The sequence below is a fragment of the uncultured Campylobacter sp. genome, from assembly GCF_905373215.1.
In the GTDB taxonomy this organism is placed as follows: domain Bacteria; phylum Campylobacterota; class Campylobacteria; order Campylobacterales; family Campylobacteraceae; genus Campylobacter_B.
Genome location: NZ_CAJPRT010000011.1, coordinates 47,256 through 67,472, shown reverse-complemented (window position 1 = coordinate 67,472; position 20,217 = coordinate 47,256). Strand labels below are relative to the sequence as shown.

General features: G+C 52.0%; 15 protein-coding genes and 1 pseudogene. 7 read left to right on the top strand and 9 right to left on the bottom strand.

From position 1 onward, the window contains the following. Positions 1-240: 240 nt before the first annotated feature. A complete protein-coding gene (locus tag QZ176_RS06800) occupies positions 241-1,887 on the bottom strand; it encodes a formate--tetrahydrofolate ligase (RefSeq protein WP_295152227.1) in 1,647 nt (548 codons plus the stop codon). A 137-nt stretch (positions 1,888-2,024) separates the two neighbouring features. Further along, the gene (locus QZ176_RS06795) at positions 2,025-2,783 is read right to left on the bottom strand and encodes an exodeoxyribonuclease III (RefSeq protein ID WP_295152225.1); all 759 of its coding nucleotides are present in this window, start codon (positions 2,781-2,783) and stop codon (positions 2,025-2,027) included. A 67-nt stretch (positions 2,784-2,850) separates the two neighbouring features. Here QZ176_RS06795 and QZ176_RS06790 point away from each other — a divergent pair, with 67 nt between their 5' ends. Then, entirely contained in the window at positions 2,851-3,213 is a 363-nt protein-coding gene (locus QZ176_RS06790; protein WP_295152223.1) for a diacylglycerol kinase, read from the top strand. A 199-nt stretch (positions 3,214-3,412) separates the two neighbouring features. Continuing rightward, positions 3,413-5,868 (top strand): annotated as a pseudogene (locus tag QZ176_RS06785) (molybdopterin-dependent oxidoreductase). 28 nt (positions 5,869-5,896) lie between these two features. Here QZ176_RS06785 and QZ176_RS06780 read toward each other — a convergent pair. The 7 genes from QZ176_RS06780 to QZ176_RS06750 form a co-directional block, all read right to left on the bottom strand. Beyond that, entirely contained in the window at positions 5,897-6,925 is a 1,029-nt protein-coding gene (locus QZ176_RS06780) for a hypothetical protein (protein ID WP_295152221.1), read from the bottom strand. Positions 6,926-7,155: 230 nt separating this feature from the next. Next, a complete protein-coding gene (locus QZ176_RS06775; RefSeq protein WP_295152219.1) occupies positions 7,156-7,356 on the bottom strand; it encodes a hypothetical protein in 201 nt (66 codons plus the stop codon). Positions 7,357-7,562: 206 nt separating this feature from the next. Continuing rightward, positions 7,563-8,843 (bottom strand): dihydroorotase, encoded by a 1,281-nt coding sequence (locus QZ176_RS06770; RefSeq protein ID WP_295152217.1) that lies wholly within the window; start codon positions 8,841-8,843, stop codon positions 7,563-7,565. Next, a complete protein-coding gene (locus tag QZ176_RS06765) occupies positions 8,840-9,769 on the bottom strand; it encodes an aspartate carbamoyltransferase catalytic subunit (RefSeq protein WP_295152215.1) in 930 nt (309 codons plus the stop codon). Before QZ176_RS06765 ends, QZ176_RS06770 begins: the two co-directional genes overlap by 4 nt. Positions 9,770-10,045: 276 nt before the next feature. Further along, positions 10,046-10,576 (bottom strand): NAD(P)H-dependent oxidoreductase, encoded by a 531-nt coding sequence (locus QZ176_RS06760; protein ID WP_295152214.1) that lies wholly within the window; start codon positions 10,574-10,576, stop codon positions 10,046-10,048. Positions 10,577-11,133: 557 nt separating this feature from the next. Continuing rightward, entirely contained in the window at positions 11,134-12,003 is an 870-nt protein-coding gene (locus tag QZ176_RS06755; protein ID WP_295152212.1) for a hypothetical protein, read from the bottom strand. A gap of 11 nt (positions 12,004-12,014) precedes the next feature. Further along, positions 12,015-13,145, bottom strand: coding sequence for a CinA family protein (locus QZ176_RS06750; RefSeq protein WP_295152210.1), 1,131 nt, complete (start codon positions 13,143-13,145; stop codon positions 12,015-12,017). A 118-nt stretch (positions 13,146-13,263) separates the two neighbouring features. Here QZ176_RS06750 and ileS point away from each other — a divergent pair, with 118 nt between their 5' ends. The 5 genes from ileS (at position 13,264) to xseB (ending at position 20,210) form a co-directional block, all read left to right on the top strand. Further along, positions 13,264-16,023 (top strand): isoleucine--tRNA ligase, encoded by a 2,760-nt coding sequence (gene ileS, locus QZ176_RS06745; protein ID WP_295152208.1) that lies wholly within the window; start codon positions 13,264-13,266, stop codon positions 16,021-16,023. 96 nt (positions 16,024-16,119) lie between these two features. After that, positions 16,120-17,478, top strand: coding sequence for an Asp-tRNA(Asn)/Glu-tRNA(Gln) amidotransferase subunit GatA (gene gatA / locus QZ176_RS06740; protein WP_295152206.1), 1,359 nt, complete (start codon positions 16,120-16,122; stop codon positions 17,476-17,478). 2 nt (positions 17,479-17,480) lie between these two features. Continuing rightward, positions 17,481-18,932 (top strand): IMP dehydrogenase, encoded by a 1,452-nt coding sequence (guaB, locus tag QZ176_RS06735; protein ID WP_295152204.1) that lies wholly within the window; start codon positions 17,481-17,483, stop codon positions 18,930-18,932. After that, positions 18,929-20,035, top strand: coding sequence for a homoserine O-acetyltransferase (locus QZ176_RS06730; protein ID WP_295152202.1), 1,107 nt, complete (start codon positions 18,929-18,931; stop codon positions 20,033-20,035). The genes guaB and QZ176_RS06730 overlap by 4 nt, the downstream gene beginning before the upstream one ends. Next, the gene (gene xseB / locus QZ176_RS06725) at positions 20,025-20,210 is read left to right on the top strand and encodes an exodeoxyribonuclease VII small subunit (protein ID WP_005872361.1); all 186 of its coding nucleotides are present in this window, start codon (positions 20,025-20,027) and stop codon (positions 20,208-20,210) included. The genes QZ176_RS06730 and xseB overlap by 11 nt, the downstream gene beginning before the upstream one ends. Positions 20,211-20,217: the final 7 nt, after the last annotated feature.

Genomic DNA, 20,217 nt, shown 5'->3' with positions numbered 1-20,217 from the left:
ATCCGACTAATCCGACTAATCCGACTAATCCGACTAATCCGACTAATCCGACTAATCCGACTAACCAAAACTCGACCGGCTAAAATCCAAGTATAGCAAAACCATGACGCGATAAAACCGGGGCGCGATAAACTCGCCGCAGCTTGAAAGCAAGATTTATCGCTACCGAAGCCCTCAGCTAAATTTTACCGCCCAAGCGCGGAATTTTCGGCTTTGGTTTTGAGCGCCGAAAATAAAATTTCACGCCAATCCACTTATAACGCCTTCGTCCGTGATCCTCATATTTAGCGCGTTAGGAACCTTCGGCAGCCCCGGCATAAGCATTATCTTGCCGCAGACGGCGACGATGAATCCCGCTCCCGTGCGGATCTGAAGGTCTTTGACGCTGAGCTTAAAGCCGCGTGCGCGCCCGAGCGCCTTGGCATCGTTGCTGAAGCTATACTGCGTCTTAGCAACGCAGACGTTTAGCCGCTCAAGCCCCAAAGCCTTGATGTGCTGCAGCACCTTTTGCGCCTCGGGCTCGAAAACCACCTCGCTCGCACCATAAATTTTAACGGCGATCTTTTCGATCTTGCTCGCCGTATCGTCGCTAAGCTCGTAGGCGAATTTCAGCTCCTTAGAGCGCTCGCACTCATCTACTACGAGACGGGCTAGCTCAAGCGCGCCCTCGCCTCCTTTGGCGAAATTTTCACAAATCGCCATCTGTACGCCGCGCTGCTTGCAATAATCGCGCACGAAGGCGATCTCGCCGTCGCTATCGAAGCTGAAGCGATTAAGCGCCACGACAGGATTTAGCCCGAAATTTTGTAAAATTTCGATATGCCCGCCTAAATTTACGATGCCTCTTTGAAGCGCGGCAAGATCAGGGCTTGCGATATTTTCTTTATCCGCGCCGCCGTTATATTTAAGCGAGCGGATCGTGCTGACTAACACCGCGGCATCCGGAGCGATACCCGCGCGGCGACACTTGATATCGATAAATTTTTCAGCCCCTAGCTCGCTTCCGAAGCCCGCCTCCGTCACGGCGTAATCTGCTAGCGAGAGCGCAAGCTTGCTCGCCATTATTGAGTTGCAGCCGTGCGCGATATTTGCAAAAGGCCCGCCGTGCACGAGCGCGGGCGTGTGCTCTAGGCTTTGGATGAGATTTGGCTTCATCGCGTCTTTTAGCAGGATCGCCGCGGCATCCGCGCAGCCCAGATCGCGCACATATATCGGCTCTCCCTGCGTATCGTAGGCGACCATGATGTTTGCGATGTTTTCCTTAAGCTCGGCAAGATCGTTTGAGAGGCACAGCACCGCCATTATCTCGCTAGCTGCGGTGATATTAAAGCCGTCCTCGCGCTGCACTCCGTCGGTGCGCCCGCCCTGTCCTACGGTGATATGGCGCAGCGCGCGGTCGTTCATATCCATGCAGCGCTTCCACAAAATTTTATCGATCTTTAGCGGGTTTTCTTGATACAGCGAGTTGTCGATGACCGCCGAAATGAGATTATTCGCGGAGGTGATGGCGTGAAAATCGCCGTTAAAATGCAAATTTAGATCATCCATCGGCACCAGCTGCGAATATCCGCCGCCAGCAGCTCCTCCTTTGATACCGAAAACCGGTCCCAGCGACGGCTCGCGTAGCGCAAGGCAGACGCTTTTGCCTAGACGCTTTAGCGCGTCGGCTAGACCGATGGAGGTCGTAGTTTTGCCCTCGCCAAACGGCGTCGGATTGGTCGCCGTGACCAAAATAAGCTTCGAAGCGCGCGATCGCGGCTTGATGTTTAGCTTGGCTTTGTAGTGGCCGTACAGCTCGATCTCATCCTCGCTAAGCCCCAAATTTTTCGCAACGTTTGAAATTTTATCCGGCTTCGCCGCATTTGCTATTTCGATATCGCTCAACATTTTCTCTCCTTAAATTTAAAATTTTATCGCGCAACATTTACGCACCGCCTCTTTAAATCCGCGCATTAGCCGCCGCTACGCGCACCTTATCCACAAGCCGCGCAAGATCAAAGCTCGCGCCGCGAAATTTGCCCCGGCTAAATTTCGATCTCGATGCCCACGGGGCAGTGATCGCTGCCCATCACGTCGCTTAGGATGAAAGCGTCCTTTAGCCGCGAGCGCAAATTTGCCGAGATGAAAAAATAATCGATCCGCCAGCCTACGTTTTTGGCGCGCGCGTTAAAGCGGTAGCTCCACCACGAGTAAGCGTCTCGCAGCTCGCCATGCACGGCACGGAAGGTATCGACAAAACCCGCCGCCTCCACCTCATCGAGCCACGCCCGCTCGATCGGCAAAAAGCCCGAGGTTTTGGAGTTTGCTTTTGGGTTTGCAAGATCAATCTCGCGGTGCGCGGTATTTACGTCGCCGCAAAATATCACCCCGAGCCCCTGCTCCGCGAGGCTGCGCGCGTAGGCTAGGAATTTCGCGTAAAATTCCATCTTGTAGGCTAGCCGCGCCTCGTCCTTTTGGCCGTTGGGAAAGTAGATATTAAAAAGCACGACGTCGCCGAAGCGGTGCTGCAGCACGCGCCCCTCGTCGTCGGGGAAAAACAGCGCCTTGCTCGTCTCGCTTTTAAATTTCGCCAGGCTCGCCACGCCCGAATAGCCCGCGCGTGCGGCGGAATTTAGATCGATCTGAGAAAATCCGAGCTCATAAAGCCCTTTCGGAGCGTCCTTTTCGCTCACCTTGATCTCTTGCAAGCCCAAAAAGTCGGGGTTTTGCTCCGCGAGCCACGCAAAGCCGTCTTTGCCGAGCACTGCGCGCAGCCCGTTTACGTTCCAACTAATCAGTTTCAAATTTAGCCTTTGGCGCAAAAATTTTGGTATGATTATACGAAATTTTGACTAAATTTAAAGGAAAATTATGCGCAATCAGCCCAAATACCGATTTTTTGCCAATTGGAGCTACGCGATGGCGGGTCTTGCCGAGATGCTGCGCAGCGAGCGTAGCTTTAGACTCGAGCTTTGCGTGTTCGTCCCGCTCCTGCTGTCGCTATTTTTTTGGAATTTCGGCGCAGTGCTAAATCTATTTTTGATCTTCGGCGCGGTCTTTACGTTCACAACCGAATGCATAAACTCAGCTATTGAGCGCGCGGTCGATCTTGCCACGAGCGAAATCCACCCGCTAGCCAAGGGCGCCAAAGACACCGCAAGCACCGCCGTGATGATTAGCCTATTTCTCAACGCCGCGCTGTGGGGCTACGCGCTGATAGATAAGCTATTTTAGCGGCGAAGTGCGTATAAAAATTTAATTTCGCCGCAGCGCCATAGATAAATGGCAAATTAAGCCTAAATTTCGTAAAATCACCGCTAGGACGCGAGGTCGCGTAATACGATAAAAGGCAAACGATGCAAAGTTCAACTCCATAAATCGCGCTAAATTTAAACCAAATCAACCATCAAATTTAAATTTAACGGAGACAACCATGAAAAGACGAGATTTTTTAAAACTAGGCGCGTTCGCGGCAGCTTCGGCGCAGGCGAAGCAATTTAACGCGCTAGCGCAGGCGATATTTGACGAACAGATGGGGCTTTGCGCAAATAAATTCGGCGCGTTTTACGTAAAAACCATAGGCGGCAGGGTCGTTGGCACCGAGCCCTTTGAGGGCGATGCGATGCCTACGGTGCTAAATAACGCCCTAAGCGATCATATCCAAAACGAAACGCGCGTGAAATACCCCTACGTGCGCAAAAGCTTCCTTACTGATCCCTCAAATCCAAAGCCGGAGCTTCGCGGCAAAGAGCCCTTCGTGCGCGTTAGCTGGGACGAGGCGATAAAGCTAAGCGCCAAAATTTTAAAAGAAAACTTCGATAAATACGGCTCGCAGGCCATTTACGGGCAGCTTTATCAGTGGGGTAGTCTGGGCAAGGTCGGTCACTCGCAGCGCACCGCAAAGCGCATGCTAAACACGCTAGGAGGCTACGTGAGCGAGCTTGGCGGCTACTCTTACGGCGCGGCGACGGCGTTTTTGCCTCACGTGACGGGCTCTATCGATCCGACGCACGCTCCGACGCGTTGGGAGGGCGTGGTAAAGGAGGCCAAAACGATCGTATTTTGGGGCACGAATCCCGTCGTCTCAAACAAGATCGCTACCTCTCCGTGCCGATGCATAACTCCTACGCCTACTACGAGATTATGAAGGATAAATTTAAAAAAGGCGAGATGAAAATTTACAGCGTCGACGTCTACCGCAACGAAACGGCGGAGTATTTTGGCGCGCACTATCTCGCCGTGCGCCCTTGCACCGATACGGCGATGCTGATCGGGCTTTGCGATTATCTTTACGAAAACGGGCTTTACGACAAAGAATTTATAGAGCGCTACACGGTCGGGTTCGATAAATTTAAGGATTATTTCACCGGCGCAAAAGACGGCGTGAAAAAAGATCTTGCGTGGGCGAGTAAAATTTGCGGCGTGAGCGAAAAGGAGCTAAAAAGCCTAGCCGATACGCTAGCTAAAAAGGACACGCTCATAGTTACGGGCTACGCGATACAGCGTCAGCACCACGGCGAGATGGCATACTGGGCGCTGATCGCGCTGGCTGCGATGCTAGGCGACATCGGCAAGACCGGGCGCGGCTACGTGATGAACGATCAGATGCATAAAAACGCCGATATTAGCTTCATCGCGCCAAAGCTTCAGGCCTTTAATCCCGCGATAAACGAAAAATACATCGCCCCGCAGGGCAAGCTAGCCAAGGCCAAATACCACGAGATACCAAACAGCAGGCTCATAGACGCGATCATGGAGCCGGGCAAGCAGATCGAGCGCAACGGCAAAAAATACGTCATGCCGCACATCCGCGTGATGTTTAATGCCAACGGCTCGACCTTCACCCGCCATCCCGATACCAACCGCGCGGTCGCGGCGATGCGCAAGATAGAAGCGATCATCACCACCGAGCCCTTTTGGACGAGTACGGCGAGGCTCAGCGACATCGTGCTACCGTCGGCTCTGGAGTGCGAGCGCACGGATATAGAGTTTGCAAATTCGACTAGCGAGTACCTTTTTGCGATTAAGCCGCTAGTAAAGCCCGCAGGCGAGAGCAAGAGCGACTTTGAGATCGCGCGACTCATCTGCGCGCAGTGGGGCGAGGAGTACGAGCAGGCCTTTAGCGAGGGTAAAACGGAGCTTGAGTGGGTGAAGGAAATCTACGCCGATGCAGTTCAAAAGGCTGAAGGCATGGGCATAGCGATGCCGAAATTTGAGGAGTTTTGGCAAAGGGGCTACGTCAAATTTGATCAAGTGGACGAGAAAAAGCGGTACTTCACAAACTACGCGGACTTCCGCGCCGATCCCGAGAAAAACGCGCTAAAAACGCCGTCGGGCAAGATCGAACTCTACTCCGAAGCGGTCGAAAAGCTAGGTTACGGCGACTGCCCACCGCACGCGACGTGGATGGAGCCGTTTGAGTGGCTGGGCAGCGACGTGAGCAAGTACCCGGTCGCTATCAGCGGCGCGCACTCTAAATTTAGGCTCCACTCGCAGCTAAACAGCTCACTCATTCGCAACTACGCCGAGATCGCGGGCCGCGAACCCGCGCTCATTAGTCCCGCCACGGCAAAGGCGCGCGGCATCAAAACGGGCGACGTAGTGAGGATATACAACGACCGAGGCGAGATCCTCTGCGGCGCGCTGGTAAGCGATACCGCGCAAGATAACGTCGTGATCGTGAGCGAGGGCGCGTGGTACGATCCGGCCGTCTGGGGCGAGCGCAGCCTATGCAAGCACGGCAACATAAACGTGCTAACCAAGGACGTGCCTAGCTCGCAGCTCTCGCAAAGCAACACCGCGCACACGAGCATGGTGCAGATCGAAAAATTTAAAGGCGAACTGCCGAGCGTAACGGCGTTTGATAGGCCCGCGACGATAGAGGCTTAGCGTGCTTTCTAGCTCTTGCGCCAAAGCCCTACCAGCCATTTATCGCAAACGAAATCGCTAAGTTTTTCTGCGCCAAGAGCTCGTCCGAGAGGCGGTCGTATTCGCCCCCGAGCCCCATTTCTTGCGCCATAGACGGCGGCTCATCGTCCCAAGAGCCCATCGCACCGAATACATCGGCGATCCCCGCCGCAGCAAACGCCCTCAAGCTCGGCTGCGGCAGCGCTGCAAACGAAACGGCGTAATACTCGCCTACAGCGACTTCGCCCCGCAGCGTCTTAAGCGCATTATCAAACGTCTGCGCAAAGTTTTCGCAGCCTATCTTGCTCGCAAAATCCCTGATCTGCACTAAAACATTCCCGAATTCTGCGCTGTTATCGCGCGCGTTTAACGCATCCCGCGGCATCCCGTGCCAAAGGCGCTCGACGTATTTCACGCGCCAAGCCTTTTTGTCGCGATCGTATTTCCAATCAGGCGTAAAAACGCCGTCAAAGTCCTCAAAGCAGCAGACGATGCCGTTTACGTTCATCCCCGAAAAGCCCAAAAGCGCTCTATCTTTTACGAAAGTTGGAATACTAAGCCCCGCGTCCTTCAGACCAAGCTTTAGGCACTGCTCTATCCAACGCCGCTGCGTGTAGATCGGCTCGTCCTCGCACGCTTTTTGCGCGAGCCGTCCGGTGAAAAACTCGCACGCTTTTTGCAAAAGTGGCGAGCCCGTGCTTTCGTCTGCGCCTTTTTTTCTCGCCGCTTTTTCATTTGCCGCTTCTTTGCTGTTCGCGCGCTTTTGCTCCGCTGCACCGCCGCTCTCGGTGGCTTTGTCCGTCGCACTGCTCTGCACTGCACCGTACGCATCTTTTTGCTCCGCAGCTTTCCTTGCGTCGTTTACGCCGTCCTGCGCTACGCGGCTCGCGCCCTCTGCGGTGCGGAAATGCTCCTTTGCAAATTCAAAATTTAAATATTTTATATATTTTTGATCTTGCAGCGGCGGCTCAGGATTGCCGCGCAGAGCTGATTTTAGCGCGACGCACAGCGCGCACGAGAGATATATTTCGCCGTTCATAGATATCCTTTAAATTTAGATCGCTCCCGTTCATGTGGCGGATTATTTATGCTCCGCGTCAAAAGCTAGCGGCGGCAAAATTTTAAAATTTTGCGCCTTAGCGACAAATTTAATCACGATAAAATTTGCGCGTGAAGCAAAACAAATCTACGCAAAGATAGAATTCACAACCGCCGCGAACATAAAATTTTAAAAGCAGCTACCGTATCGAAAAAGGTACCGCTATAAATTTAAAGCAGCTCGCGCACAGGCACGGATAAAATTCCGAAGCCAAAATCTACAAATGCCACAAACAAGGCGATGTGCGTTAAATTTACGCGCACTTTAAAAATGACAAACCGCTTTAAAGAAATTCCAATTGCGCTCGCGCTATGAAATTTTAAAAGCGAACTGTCGTTAAATTTAACCAGGGCGGTACGCTGCGGGATCAAAGATCGCGCCGATACCGAGCAAAACGCGCTATGAAATTTTAAAAGTAAGTCGCTGCGCCTACGCTGCCACTAAATTTAAAATGAACCGATCGCACCGCAAAATTTTAAAAGCAAGCCGTTGCGTCTAAATTAGCTAAATTTAAAATTAAGCAATAGCGCCATTTACGCTACGAAAGCCGCGCCACAAGCCTTACACCGCAAGCGCCCTACGCTACGACGTTTGGAAACTCATAGACCACGCGGCCGCTTTTGATCGTGCATACCGCAGCGCCCGCAAGCTGCTTGCCGAAAAGCGGCGAGTTGCGCGATTTGGACTTATTTAGCGCCTCGTCGTATACGTAGGAAATCTGCGGATCGATGATCGCGACGTCGGCTAAAAAGCCCTCTTTGATCTCGCCCTTGTCTTTTAAATTTAGAATTTTAGCCGGGTTAAACGAGCATAGCCGCACCATATCTTCAAGGCCGATGACGCCCTCGTTTACGAGCCGCAGCGTAAGCGGTACGAGGGTTTGAAGCCCCAAAATTCCAAACGGCGCGTGGTCGAATTCTACGAATTTATCGTCGGTGTTATGCGGAGCGTGGTCGGTCACGATGACGTCGATCAAACCGCTTTTAAGCGCCTCTCTGATCGCCTGCACGTCGCTTTGGGTGCGAAGCGGCGGCGACATTTTAAAATTCGTATCGTATCCCATCAGCTCGCGCTCGTCGAAGGTAAAATGATGCGGCGTAGCCTCGCAGGTGACGCGGATACCCTCGCGCTTGGCCTGCTCGATGAGCTTGAGCGACCACGCCGAGCTTACGTGCGCGATGTGGATGTGCCCGCCCGTCTTTTTGGCAAGCAGCAGATCGCGCGCAATCATGATCTCCTCTTTTTCGCTCGCCATCCCCTTTAGACCGAGTATCGCGCTGACTTTACCCTCGTTCATCACGCCGCCGTGGCAAAGCGAGCAATCCTCGCTGTGATTTATCACGAACGAGCCGAAGTGCGCGGAGTATTCGAGCGCCTGTCGCATCACGGAGCTGTCGGTCACGGGCAGCCCGTCGTCGCTGAAGGCCACGCAGCCCGCCTCGAGCATATCGCCCATCTCGACGATCTTTGCGCCCTTGCAGTCCTGCGAGATCGCGCCTATGGGCAGCAGATCGATAAGTCCGCGCGCCTTAGCCTTGGCGATCATCGCGCGCGTGATACTTGAGTTATCGTTTACGGGTTTGGTGTTCGCCATCGGGAGGCAGGTCGTCACGCCGCCTGCGACCGCGGTTTCGCTACCGCTGATGACGTCGTCTTTATATTCGAGCCCGGGGTCTCTAAAATGCACGTGCATATCGATAAGACCCGGCATCACGAGCTTGCCCGCAGCGTCTATGACGCGGTCTGCGGCGGGACACTCGCGCGTGATCTTTGAAATTTTATCGCCTTCGATCAGGACGTTTGCATCCTCGCTGCCGCCCCAATTAACGATCGTGCCGTTTTTTATTAAAATTTTCATCGTGCGCTCCTGTTTAAATTTATCGTATGAAGTATCGCCATTCGCATCGCCTCGCCGTTTTCTACCTGATCCAAAACGCAGCTATAGCGCGGATCGTCGGCTACGTCGGAGTTGATCTCTACGCCGCGGTTGATCGGGCCCGGATGCATTATCATAACGCCCTCTTTCGCCGCTTGCATGCGCCTCGCGGTAAGTCCGAAAAATTTCGAGTACTCGCGCACGCTTGGGAAGCTCGGCTCGCCGTCTTGTCGCTCAAGCTGAATTCTAAGCATGATGATGATGTCGGCGCCCTCGATCGCCTCCTCCACGCTTTTGCATATCGGGCAACCGAACGCGTCGCAGTCGCGCAGCATCATCGGAGGGCCGAAGAGCCGCACGTTTATGCCGAGCTTTTGCATCGCCCAGATGTCGCTTCTAGCCACACGCGAGCGAAATATATCGCCGATGATCGCGACGTTTAAATTCTCGATCCTGCCCTTGTGCTCGCTTATCGTAAAAAGATCCAGCAGCGCCTGGCTTGGGTGCTCGTTCAGCCCGTCGCCCGCATTTACGATCGATGCGTCGCAGTTGGCCGCTACAAATTTCGCCGCGCCCGAGCAGCTGTGGCGCAGCACGAAGATATCGGTGCGCATCGCCTGCATATTTCTGATGGTGTCGATCAACGTCTCGCCCTTTTTCGTGCTGCTGTCCGCAGCGGTGAAATTTACGCTGTCTGCGCCCAGGCGCTTGGCTGCGATCTCAAAGCTGGTGCGGGTGCGAGTGGAGTTTTCGAAAAACGCGTTGATGACCGTCTTACCGCGAAGCGAGTCGGATTTTTTAACGTCAGAGCGGTTGAGCTCTTTAAACTCGCGCGCTAGATCAATGAAGTCGTAGATGTCCTCGCGGCTTAGATCCTGCGCGCTAAGAAGATGCTTTAGCTTATACATTCCCTCTCCTTTTTTGGGCCGAATTTCAGTCGTAATTGTATAAAAAAATCTCTGATAAAATTTTAAAATTTAAGAGCGGGGCTCAAATTTAGACGCGGAATTTTGCTTGGAATTTCATTTGAGCTCGCATACGAAGCCAGACGGAATTTTATGGTAAAATTTAAAAATTTTGAGATTAAATTTATGCTTCTTGAGCGAAAATTTTAAAAAATCCGCCGCGTCGCTTACGTAAAATTTTAAAGCTTTACGCGCAACGAGCGGCTAAAAACAAAGAATTTAAAGCTTATTTAAATACTCTATATAATTTTTCGCGCTATTTTCTACAGCTTGCTCGCTTTTATCGTAAGTAAAGCCGTATGAGACGAAATTTGGTAGCGCAATCGCGCCGACGAAATTAAACGTAGCTTTAAATGGCGCTAGCACCTCATCCACGCTAAAGCCCACGATGCCGTTTTTAGAATAGTCTGCCTCGGTCGCGCCAAGCGAGATCGCAAGCGCGAATTTTTTGCCTTTAAGCTTGCCGCCGCTCTCTCCGCCATAAGCCCAGCCGCGCGTAAAAACGTCCTCAAACCACTGCTTAAGAAGCGGCGTGCAGTTTGAAAAACGAAACGGAAACTGAAGCACGATTTTATCGTGGCTTTCGAGCAGTTTTTGCTCCTTTTCCACATCGATTTTAAAATCCGCATAAAGCGCGTAAAGATCGTGAAGCTCGAACTTATCAGGATGAGCTAGCACGGCATCCCTCCAGCGGCGGTTTATGAGCGAGTTTTCGATATTTGGGTGAGCCAAAATAATGAGAGTTTTCATTTCTATCCTTTAAATTTGAAATTGCGGGGCGCATTATAACCCTACTTCGTAAAATTTTTCTTGTTTTATCGCAAGCAGCCTTAAATTCTAAAGCTTTACCAGCCGCTGCCTGCTTATCTTTACAGCAACTTCAAAGAGTGCGAGCTTTGAATTCCAAACTTCATTCACTACTCGCGCTTTATTTTAGAAATGCTCGCCCTCGGGGCACTCGTCGCGTTTTACGGAGGTTTGCCACTTCTTTGCAAATATTCATATTCCATTGCGGAGGTTCGCGCGAGTAAAATTTTAAGGAAACCGCCGTGCCGAGCAAATTTAATAAAATTTAGCATCGTTTCTCTGTGAGTATTCGCCACAACAAACAAAATTTAAGCGAAATTTAGCCGCGTTTAAATTCTAAAGCTTTGCCCGCTGCTCCCGTCATCAGACTCCAAGCGATCCTCGTGCTCTTATGAGTGTCCGTCACGCTTTCGTGCAGGCTCGTTACGCTCCTGCGAAGACTTGCCGCTTCCTCGCGGATGGCGATCGCAACGAAAAATTTGAGTAAAATTTAGCGTCGCTTAAATTCTAAAACTTTGCCTATCGACCGCCTCTTCAGGATCTGAATTATCATCGCGCTCCTGCGAACGCCCGCTGCGCGGCTCCTGTCTGGGCTGCACGCCAAAGCCCTCCAAGACCTTGCCTAGGCTATCGTTTGCGTCCTTGATGATGCCTTGCAGGCTCTGCCCCATTTTATCAAGGTTTTTACCCGCCTCATGCGCCGCCGCCTCGCCCTGCTTTAGCAGATCCTTGGTCCTGTCCGCGTTGCGAGCGGCGAAATCGCTCAGCGCTTCGGGCGCCTTTTTCTGCAAATTTTGCAAGGTCTCGCCCAAAACTTTAGCATCGTTTGCAAGCTCGTCTATAGTGGAGTTTAGATCGGATTTTTGCTTGCTCTTAAAGCCCTGCGACATGGAATTTTGCACGGAGCTTTGCGTGGAATTTTGCGTGGAGCTTTGAGCGGAATTTTGCCCCGAGCTATCCGCGCTTTTATTAAAATTTCGCCCTTGATTACCCGCGTTAAAATTCTGCTCCGAGCGTGCGCTTTGCTCGCGATCTTGCCCGTCCGATCCGCCGTCGCAGCCGCTTAAAACGCACGCCGCGACTAGCGCTAAAGTAAAATTTCGCACCGCGTTCAAAAAGCTAAAGTCATTTATAAAACTAAAATTTCTAGCGCGACCCGCCGAGATAAAATTTAGTCCGTCCTGCGCTGAGATAAAATTTCGCCCGTCGCTAGCCCGAGTAAAATTCTGCCCGCCCTGCGTCGAAGTAAAATTTCGCGCACCGTCCGCCGAATCGAAATTTTGCCATCGTTCAAAGCCCCGCTCGCCGCTTGCTCGGATAAAATTCTGCGCCGAATCGCCTCCGCACCCTTTCAAAATTCGTCTTTTCAAAATCCGCTCCTTTAAATTTCATCTCTCGCAGGCGCGCTTGGGAGCCGCCCGAAAAACAGATCGCTTCTAAGCTTTAAAAGCAAGCAGATAGCGATATCGGCGCTTTGTTCGCGGATGTAGTTTCGATCGCCCTTTAGATGAAATTCCCCGACGATCTGTTTGCCGCCCTGCTCCTTTGCGCCGATAAAGACCGTCCCTACGGGCTTTTGCGCGCTTCCGCCGCTGGGGCCTGCGATACCGCTTACCGCGAGGGCAAAGCTCGCTCCACTGCTTTGCAGCGCGCCCTCCAGCATCTCGCCCACGGTCTGCGCGCTTACCGCGCCGTAGCGTGCGAGCGTATCTTCGCCTACGTTGAGCCAGAGATTTTTTATCTCGTTGGCGTAGCTTACGAGCGAGCCGTCAAAAACGTCGCTTACGCCCGCAACTGCGCCGAATTTTGCGGCGATGAGCCCTGCGGTGCAGCTTTCTGCAAAGGTGATCTTAGCGCCTATCTCGCGCAGTCTATCCACCACAAAGCCCATAAAATCGCCGCCTTCGATGTAGCAGCTCTCATAATACTTGCCGACGCTTTGTAAAAACGCATCCAGCGCTCCGAATTTCATCGCACTGGCGCGCACGAGCAACAAAAAGGAGCAGGGCCTGCTGATCGTAAGCGAAATTTTATAACTGATCGCGAGGCTTTCTAGGCGCTGCTTTACGCTTTCGTATTCGCAATCGAATAGATAAAAGCTCTCGCCCGCGCTCGGCGCGTCTTGAAGGATCGGCGGCAGGCTCTGCAAGCAAAGTGCCTTGATCACGTTTACCGAGCAGCCTCTGACGTTTAGCAGGAAGCTGTTTTTCGCCACCGTGCGCGCCATCGAGGGCGCTAGGGTCTCTCCGTTTTTCAGCTCAAGCGAATCGAAAGAGAGCGTCGATAAAATTTTACCGACGACCGCGTAGGCGGAGTTTGCCGCAAAAATCGTGATAAAATCGTACGAATCGATCATCTTTTCAAGCGCGAAGGGCAAAACCTTATCGTTTTCGCTTAAGAATTTCAGATCGTCCATCCGCCCGAAAACCTGCTCGTAGCTGCGAGATATATAGCTCATCAAAGCCGCGTCGTAGCGGATCTCCTCGCCGATTACAAGGATAATATTTTTCATAAAGACCCTCATTAAATTTTCGCACATTATAGCATAAACGCGGACTGCTCTTTCAGAGCTTTTTAATGGCGTTTTGGATAAACTTCACAAATTTTTTAAGACACGAAAAGGTACAAATATGGACTACAAAGATACTCTCTTTCTTCCTACGACAGACTTTGCGATGCGAGGCGCGCTGCCGCAAAACGAACCTGCGCGGTTTAAGGCATGGTACGACGAGCGTAAAATTTACGAAAAGATGAAAGCTAAGCGCAAGGGCGCAAGCGTCAGCTTCAATATCCACGACGGTCCGCCGTACGCTAACGGACACCTCCACATCGGCCACGCGCTGAATAAAATTTTAAAAGACATCATCACCAAAACCCATTATTTCTTCGGCGAGGAGATCCGCTACGTGCCGGGCTGGGACTGCCACGGTCTGCCGATCGAGCAGCAAGTAGAGATCAAACTAGGCGAGCGGAAAAAATCGCTTTCAAAAGTGCAGATTCGCGAGCTTTGCAGACAGCATGCCAAAGAGTTCATCGACGTGCAGCGCAATGAATTTAAAGATATGGGGATTTTGGGCGACTGGAACGATCCGTATCTGACGCTAAAATTTGAGTTTGAAGCTGAAATTTACAAGGCGCTCTGCCAAATCGCAAAAAAAGGAATTCTAATCGAGCGAAGTAAGCCCGTATTTTGGAGCTGGGCGGCAAAAAGTGCGCTCGCAGAAGCCGAGGTCGAATACAAAGACAAAGAGGACTACTCGATCTTCGTGGCGTTTGATCTAAGTGGTGAAGCGAACGCCAAAATCGGCGCAAAAGGCGCCAAAGCGGTCATCTGGACGACTACGCCTTGGACGCTGCCCGCAAACGGCGCGATATCTTTGAACCCGAATGAAATTTACGCGCTGACGAGCGAAAATTTGATCCTTGCTAAACCTCTGGTCGAAAGCCTCGTAAGCCTGGGCATCACCAAGGGCGAGATCGTAAAAGAATTTAAAGCTGCCGAGCTTGAAGGCTTAAACGCGATCAATCCGTTAAACGATAGAGCTTCGAAATTTATCCTCGGCGAGCACGTTTTAATGGACGGCGGCACCGGGCTCGTGCATACGGCTCCGGGACACGGCGAGGACGATTATTTCGTAGGGCTTAAATACGGCATCGAAGTGATTATGCCTGTGGATGAGGGCGGCTGTTTCGATCAAACTCTTAAAACCAAAAAACTCTTCCGCGCAGACGTCGTAGACGAGCTCGTGGGGATGCATATTTTCAAAGCAAACGAGAAAATTTTAGAGCTTCTAGGCCCCGCGCTTATCAAATCCGGCAAATTCGTCCACTCCTATCCGCACTGCTGGCGCACGCACAAGCCGGTGATCTACCGCGCAACGAAGCAGTGGTTTATCGCGATGGACGAGCCAATGCCTGACGGTAAGACGCTGCGCCAAGTGGCGCTAGAGCAGATCGGCAAGGTTAAATTTTATCCGCAAAGCGGCATCAACCGCCTTACCTCGATGATAGAGAACCGCCCCGATTGGTGTATTTCCCGCCAGAGGGACTGGGGCGTGCCGATAGCATTTTTCCGCGATAAAAACACCAAAGAGCCGATTTTTGATGAGAAAATTTTAAATAATATCTACGAAATTTTTAAGGCTAAGGGCGCGGATGCTTGGTGGCAGATGGAAATTTCGGAGCTTTTGCCTCAGGACAGCGGCTATAAGCCTGAAAATTTAGAAAAGGTGATGGACATCTTAGACGTTTGGTTCGATAGCGGCTCTACGTGGAAAGCAGTGCTGCAAAGCGGCGCTTACGATGCGGGCAAATTCCCCGCGGATATGTATCTTGAGGGCAGCGACCAACACCGCGGCTGGTTTCAAAGCTCGCTACTTCTAAGCTGCGCGATCAACGAATGTGCGCCGTATAAAAGCATCCTCACGCACGGATTTACCGTCGATGAGAAGGGTCAAAAGATGAGCAAGTCCGTCGGAAACGTCGTCTATCCGCAAGAGGTCGCAAAGAGCCACGGCGTGGAAATTTTACGCCTGTGGGTCGCGATGAGCGATTATTCGACCGATCTAAAGATCAGCGACAATATCCTAAAGCAGGTAAGCGAGCAGTACCGCAAGATCCGCAATACGATAAGATTTCTGCTCGCAAGCACCAGCGATCTGGGCGAGATCGAGACGAGCAATTTTACGCGGCTCGACCGCTGGATCCTAACGCGCGCGGCAAACGCCTTTGCGGGCGCGGAAACGGCGTTTAAAAACTACGATTTTTCAAAGGGCTTCAATCAGCTACTAAATTTCTTAAGCGCCGATCTGAGCGGAATTTATCTTGATATCTGCAAAGACAGGCTCTACTGCGACGCACCCGACGAGCCGCGCCGCAGAAGCGCACAAAGCGCGATCGCTCTAATTACGCGAGCGCTACTGCCTCTGATCGCGCCTACGCTAACTTACACAATCGACGAAGTAATGCAGTTCGCGCCGCAAATCATTAAAGAGGGCAAGGAGGACGTTTTCGATCTGACATATAAGCCGATAGAATTTGACGATTTTCTAGAATTCGACGAAATTTTAATCAGATCGAGAGAGAAATTTTTCGAACTCATAGACGCGCTGAAAAAAGACAAGATCATCAAATCGACGCTTGAGCTGGTTTTGCAGACGAGCTCGAACGAAATTTTATCAAACGACATCCTGGGCGTAGCGGATTGGTTCATGGTAAGCGACGTAGACACTCTGCAAAGCGGAGAAGCTCTGGCGGAGTTTAAGATAAACGACGAAATTTTCCGCCTCGTAAAATCCTCTAAACATAAATGCCCGAGATGCTGGAAATTTAACGCAAAAGAACCTGATGAGCTCTGCCCGCGCTGCGCAAAGGTCATGCATGCTCGCTAGCCCCATAAGTCTCGGCTTCGTATTTTTTACGATCGCGCTGATCTGCGTAGCAACGGGCGTGGGGATCTATTTCGTGAATAAATTTAAGGATGGCAGATGATAAGTTTGAAAGAGGCTCTAAAGCTGAATGCGGATGAAATTTCGGCGCTTAGAGCGGAGCTAAAGGATAAAATTTTAAAAACCAAAGAGCTCGGTGCCTACGTCGAGCAGCTCACGGGCGAGGCTCTAAACATCAGCGGCGAGGGCGTGCCGATCGCGATCAAAGACAACATTCAGGTAAAAGATTGGAGCGTCACCTCGGCGAGTAAAATTCTGCAAGGCTACGTCGCGCCATACGACGCGACGGTGATTAAAAAGCTACGCGAGCGCGGTTTGGCGCCGTTTGGGCGAACGAATATGGATGAGTTTGCGATGGGAAGCACGACCGAGAGCTCATTCTACGGCAAAACTCTCAATCCGACCGACCACTCGCGCGTACCAGGCGGCAGTAGCGGCGGAAGCGCAGCTGCCGTAGCGGCGAATATCGCCGTAGCCGCACTCGGAAGCGATACGGGCGGCTCTATCCGCCAGCCGGCGGCATTTTGCGGCTGCGTAGGCTTTAAACCGAGCTACGGCAGGGTCAGTCGCTACGGGCTTGCGGCGTATTCAAGCAGTCTCGATCAGATAGGACCGATCACGCGCAGTGTTGAGGACGCGGCGATTTTATACGACATCATCGCAGGCCGCGACGAGATCGACAGCACGAGTTACGCAGGCGCTTACGAAAGCACCGCAGATAAGTTAAACGCGGATCGCAAGCTTAAGATTGCCATTATAAAAAACTACGTGGACGAGGCTTCGCAGCAGGTCAAAGAGGCTCTGAATTTAACTATAGAAAAGCTAAAATCGTTCGGACACGAGATCGTTTACCGCGATCTTTGCAGCTCCAAATACGACATCGCGACCTACTACATCATCGCAACCGCCGAGGCTAGCGCAAATTTAAGCCGCTACGACGGCGTGCGCTATGGAAACCGCGCGAAGGCTCTAAATTTAAAAGAACTCTACGCCAACACCCGCGGCGAAGGATTTGGCGACGAGGTCAAGCGCCGTATGCTTCTAGGCACCTTCGTGCTAAGCAGCGGCTACTACGACGCGTATTACATCAAAGCGCAGAAGGCAAGGGCTTTCATCAAAAGCGAATATGAGGAAATTTTAAAAGACGCCGATTTGATCTTTATGCCGATTGCGCCGGGCGTGGCATATAAATTCGGCGAGCTTAGCGATCCGCTGCGTGCGTATCTTAGCGACATCTACACGATCGGCGTAAATTTAGCGGGGCTTCCCGCGATCTCCGTGCCGGTGGCGAAAAACAAAGAGGCTCTTAATATCAGCGCGCAGCTTATCGGGCGCGCCTACGATGAACAAACGGTGCTGGACGGCGGCTTGAGTTTAGAAAAAATCGTGAAAGGATAAGTATGAAGATCGTCAAAAAGGCTCTGACTTTCGAGGATGTTTTGTTGGTACCGCAATACTCTGAAATTTTACCCAAAGAGGTCGATATCAGCACGAGTTTTACGAAAAATATCACGCTAAATACCCCTCTTGTGAGCGCTGCGATGGATACGGTCACCGAGTATCGCACCGCGATAATGATGGCGCGCCTCGGCGGCATCGGCGTGATCCATAAAAATATGGACGAGGACTCCCAAGCCAAGATGGTTCGCCGCGTAAAAAAGAGCGAAAGCGGCGTCATAATCGATCCTATCTCGATCAAGGCGGATGCCACGATCAAAGACGCTCTCGATCTGATGGGCGAGTATCACATCAGCGGCATTCCCGTTATCGACGACAACGGCGTGCTGATTGGAATTTTAACCAATCGCGATCTGCGCTTTGAAACAGACACCGCCGCGCTAGTAGGCGAGAAGATGACTAAGGCTCCGCTAATTACCGCTCCAAAAGGCTGCACGCTTGATGATGCGGAGAAAATTTTTAGAAACAATAAGGTAGAAAAGCTTCCGATAATCGACGCAAACGGCCACTTAGAGGGGCTTATTACAATTAAAGACCTTAAAAAGCGTATCGAATATCCAAGCGCTAATAAAGACAAATTCGGCCGCCTTCGCGTCGCCGCGGCGATCAGCGTAGGCCATCTGCAAAGAGCCGAAGCACTCGTAAAAGCGGGCGTAGATGCGCTTGTGATGGACTCTGCGCACGGACACTCCAAAGGCATTATCGACACGCTTAAGGAGCTGAAGCGAAATTTTGACGTGGACGTAGTGGTCGGAAACGTCGCAAACCCCGCCAGCATAAAAGATATCGCAAACGCAGGAGCGGACGCGATTAAAGTAGGTATCGGCCCGGGCTCGATCTGCACTACGCGTATCGTAGCGGGCGTGGGCGTGCCGCAGTTTACCGCGATCAACGATTGCGCGATCGAGGCGGCTAAATTTGGAATTCCGATCATCGCAGACGGCGGCATCAAATACTCGGGCGACATCGCTAAAGCCCTAGCCGCGGGCGCAAGCTCGGTGATGATGGGAAGCCTGCTTGCGGGCTGCTACGAAACCCCGGGCGAGCTCATTACGTTTCAGGGCCGCCAGTACAAAACCTACCGCGGTATGGGCTCTTTGGCGGCGATGCAGAAGGGAAGCTCGGATCGCTACTTTCAAGACGGCACCGCAAAAGAAAAGCTCGTGCCCGAGGGCGTCGAGGGACGCGTGCCTTACGCGGGCATGTTAAAAGACGTGATCTTTCAGCTGCTAGGCGGCTTGCGAAGCTCGATGGGATACTGCGGCAGCAAGGATATCGCGACCTTTCAGCAAAAGGCGGAATTCGTCGAGATCACAAGCGCAGGTCTTAAAGAAAGCCACGTCCACGACGTCATCATCACGCAGGAAGCGCCGAATTACCGAGTAAATCAGTGATCCTTCAAAGCAAAATTCAAAATTTCGACGAGCCGCTCTATCTGGAGAGCGGCCGCGTCTTTTCTAACTTCAAGCTCGCCTATGAAACCTACGGCGAGCTAAACCCGGACAAATCAAACGTCATCATCATCTGCCACGCCTTAACCGGTTCCGCGCACGCCGCGGGACTTTACGAGGGCGACGTTAAGCCCGGCTGGTGGGACGGGCTCATCGGCGATAATAAAGCGGTCGATACTACGAAATTTTTCGTCATCTGCATAAACATTTTAGCTTCGCCGTTCGGCTCGACATGCCCGCTTGATGTCGATGAAAGCAGCGGCCGCGAGTACCGCTTGCGCTTTCCGGTAGTGGTCGTCTCAGACGTCGTGCGCGCGCAGATGATGCTTTTAAAGCGCCTAGGCATCGCTCGCGCCCGCGCCGTTATCGGCGGCAGTCTGGGCGGCATGCAGGCGCTATGCTATGCGATCGAATATCCGGAATTTGCGGATGAAATTTTCGTGCTCGCAAGCACATACGCTACGCAGCCTTGGGCGATCGCATTTAATAAGATCGCAACCGAGGCCATCTTGCGCGATCCGAGCTTTAAAAACGGTAACTACGATAAAAATCTGATCGCCGAGCACGGACTTGACGGCATGGCGGTGGGGCGCATGGCGGGGCATATAAGTTTTTTAAGCCCAAGCTCTATGCAGGATAAATTCGGGCGCAACTACGTCGAAACCGACGGTCTTTACGAGATTAGCGGGCGCTTTCAGGTCGATCGCTACCTTGAATACAACGGCGAAAATTTCGCGCGCAGGTTCGATCCGCTGTGCTATCTCTACATCGCCAAGATGATGAATATATTTGATTGCACGCGCCACTACGGCAATCTCAAAAACGCCTGCGCACAGATCAGATCGCGCCTGCACCTCATCTCTTTCAAAGGCGACGTGCTCTTTCCGCCGGGGCTAATGAAAGAAATTTACGATGCGATGAGCGATCTGGGCAAAAAGGATCGCACGAGCTACGCGCAGATCGACAGCGGCTACGGACACGACGCGTTTTTGGTCGAGATAGAAAAATTTGATTACATCATAAAAAGGATTTTGGATGAGTTTTGAGGAAAAAATGGAAAAGATTAACGCGCTTTTAAAAAGCCTAAACGACAAGGATCTAAGCCTAGAGGAGAGCGTGAAGCTGTATAAGCAGGGCGTCGCGCTGCTAAAAGAGGCGAAGGAAATTTTAGAAAACGCCAAACTCGAGGTTGCCGAAATAAACGCACCCGAGCAGGCTTAGGAGGCGG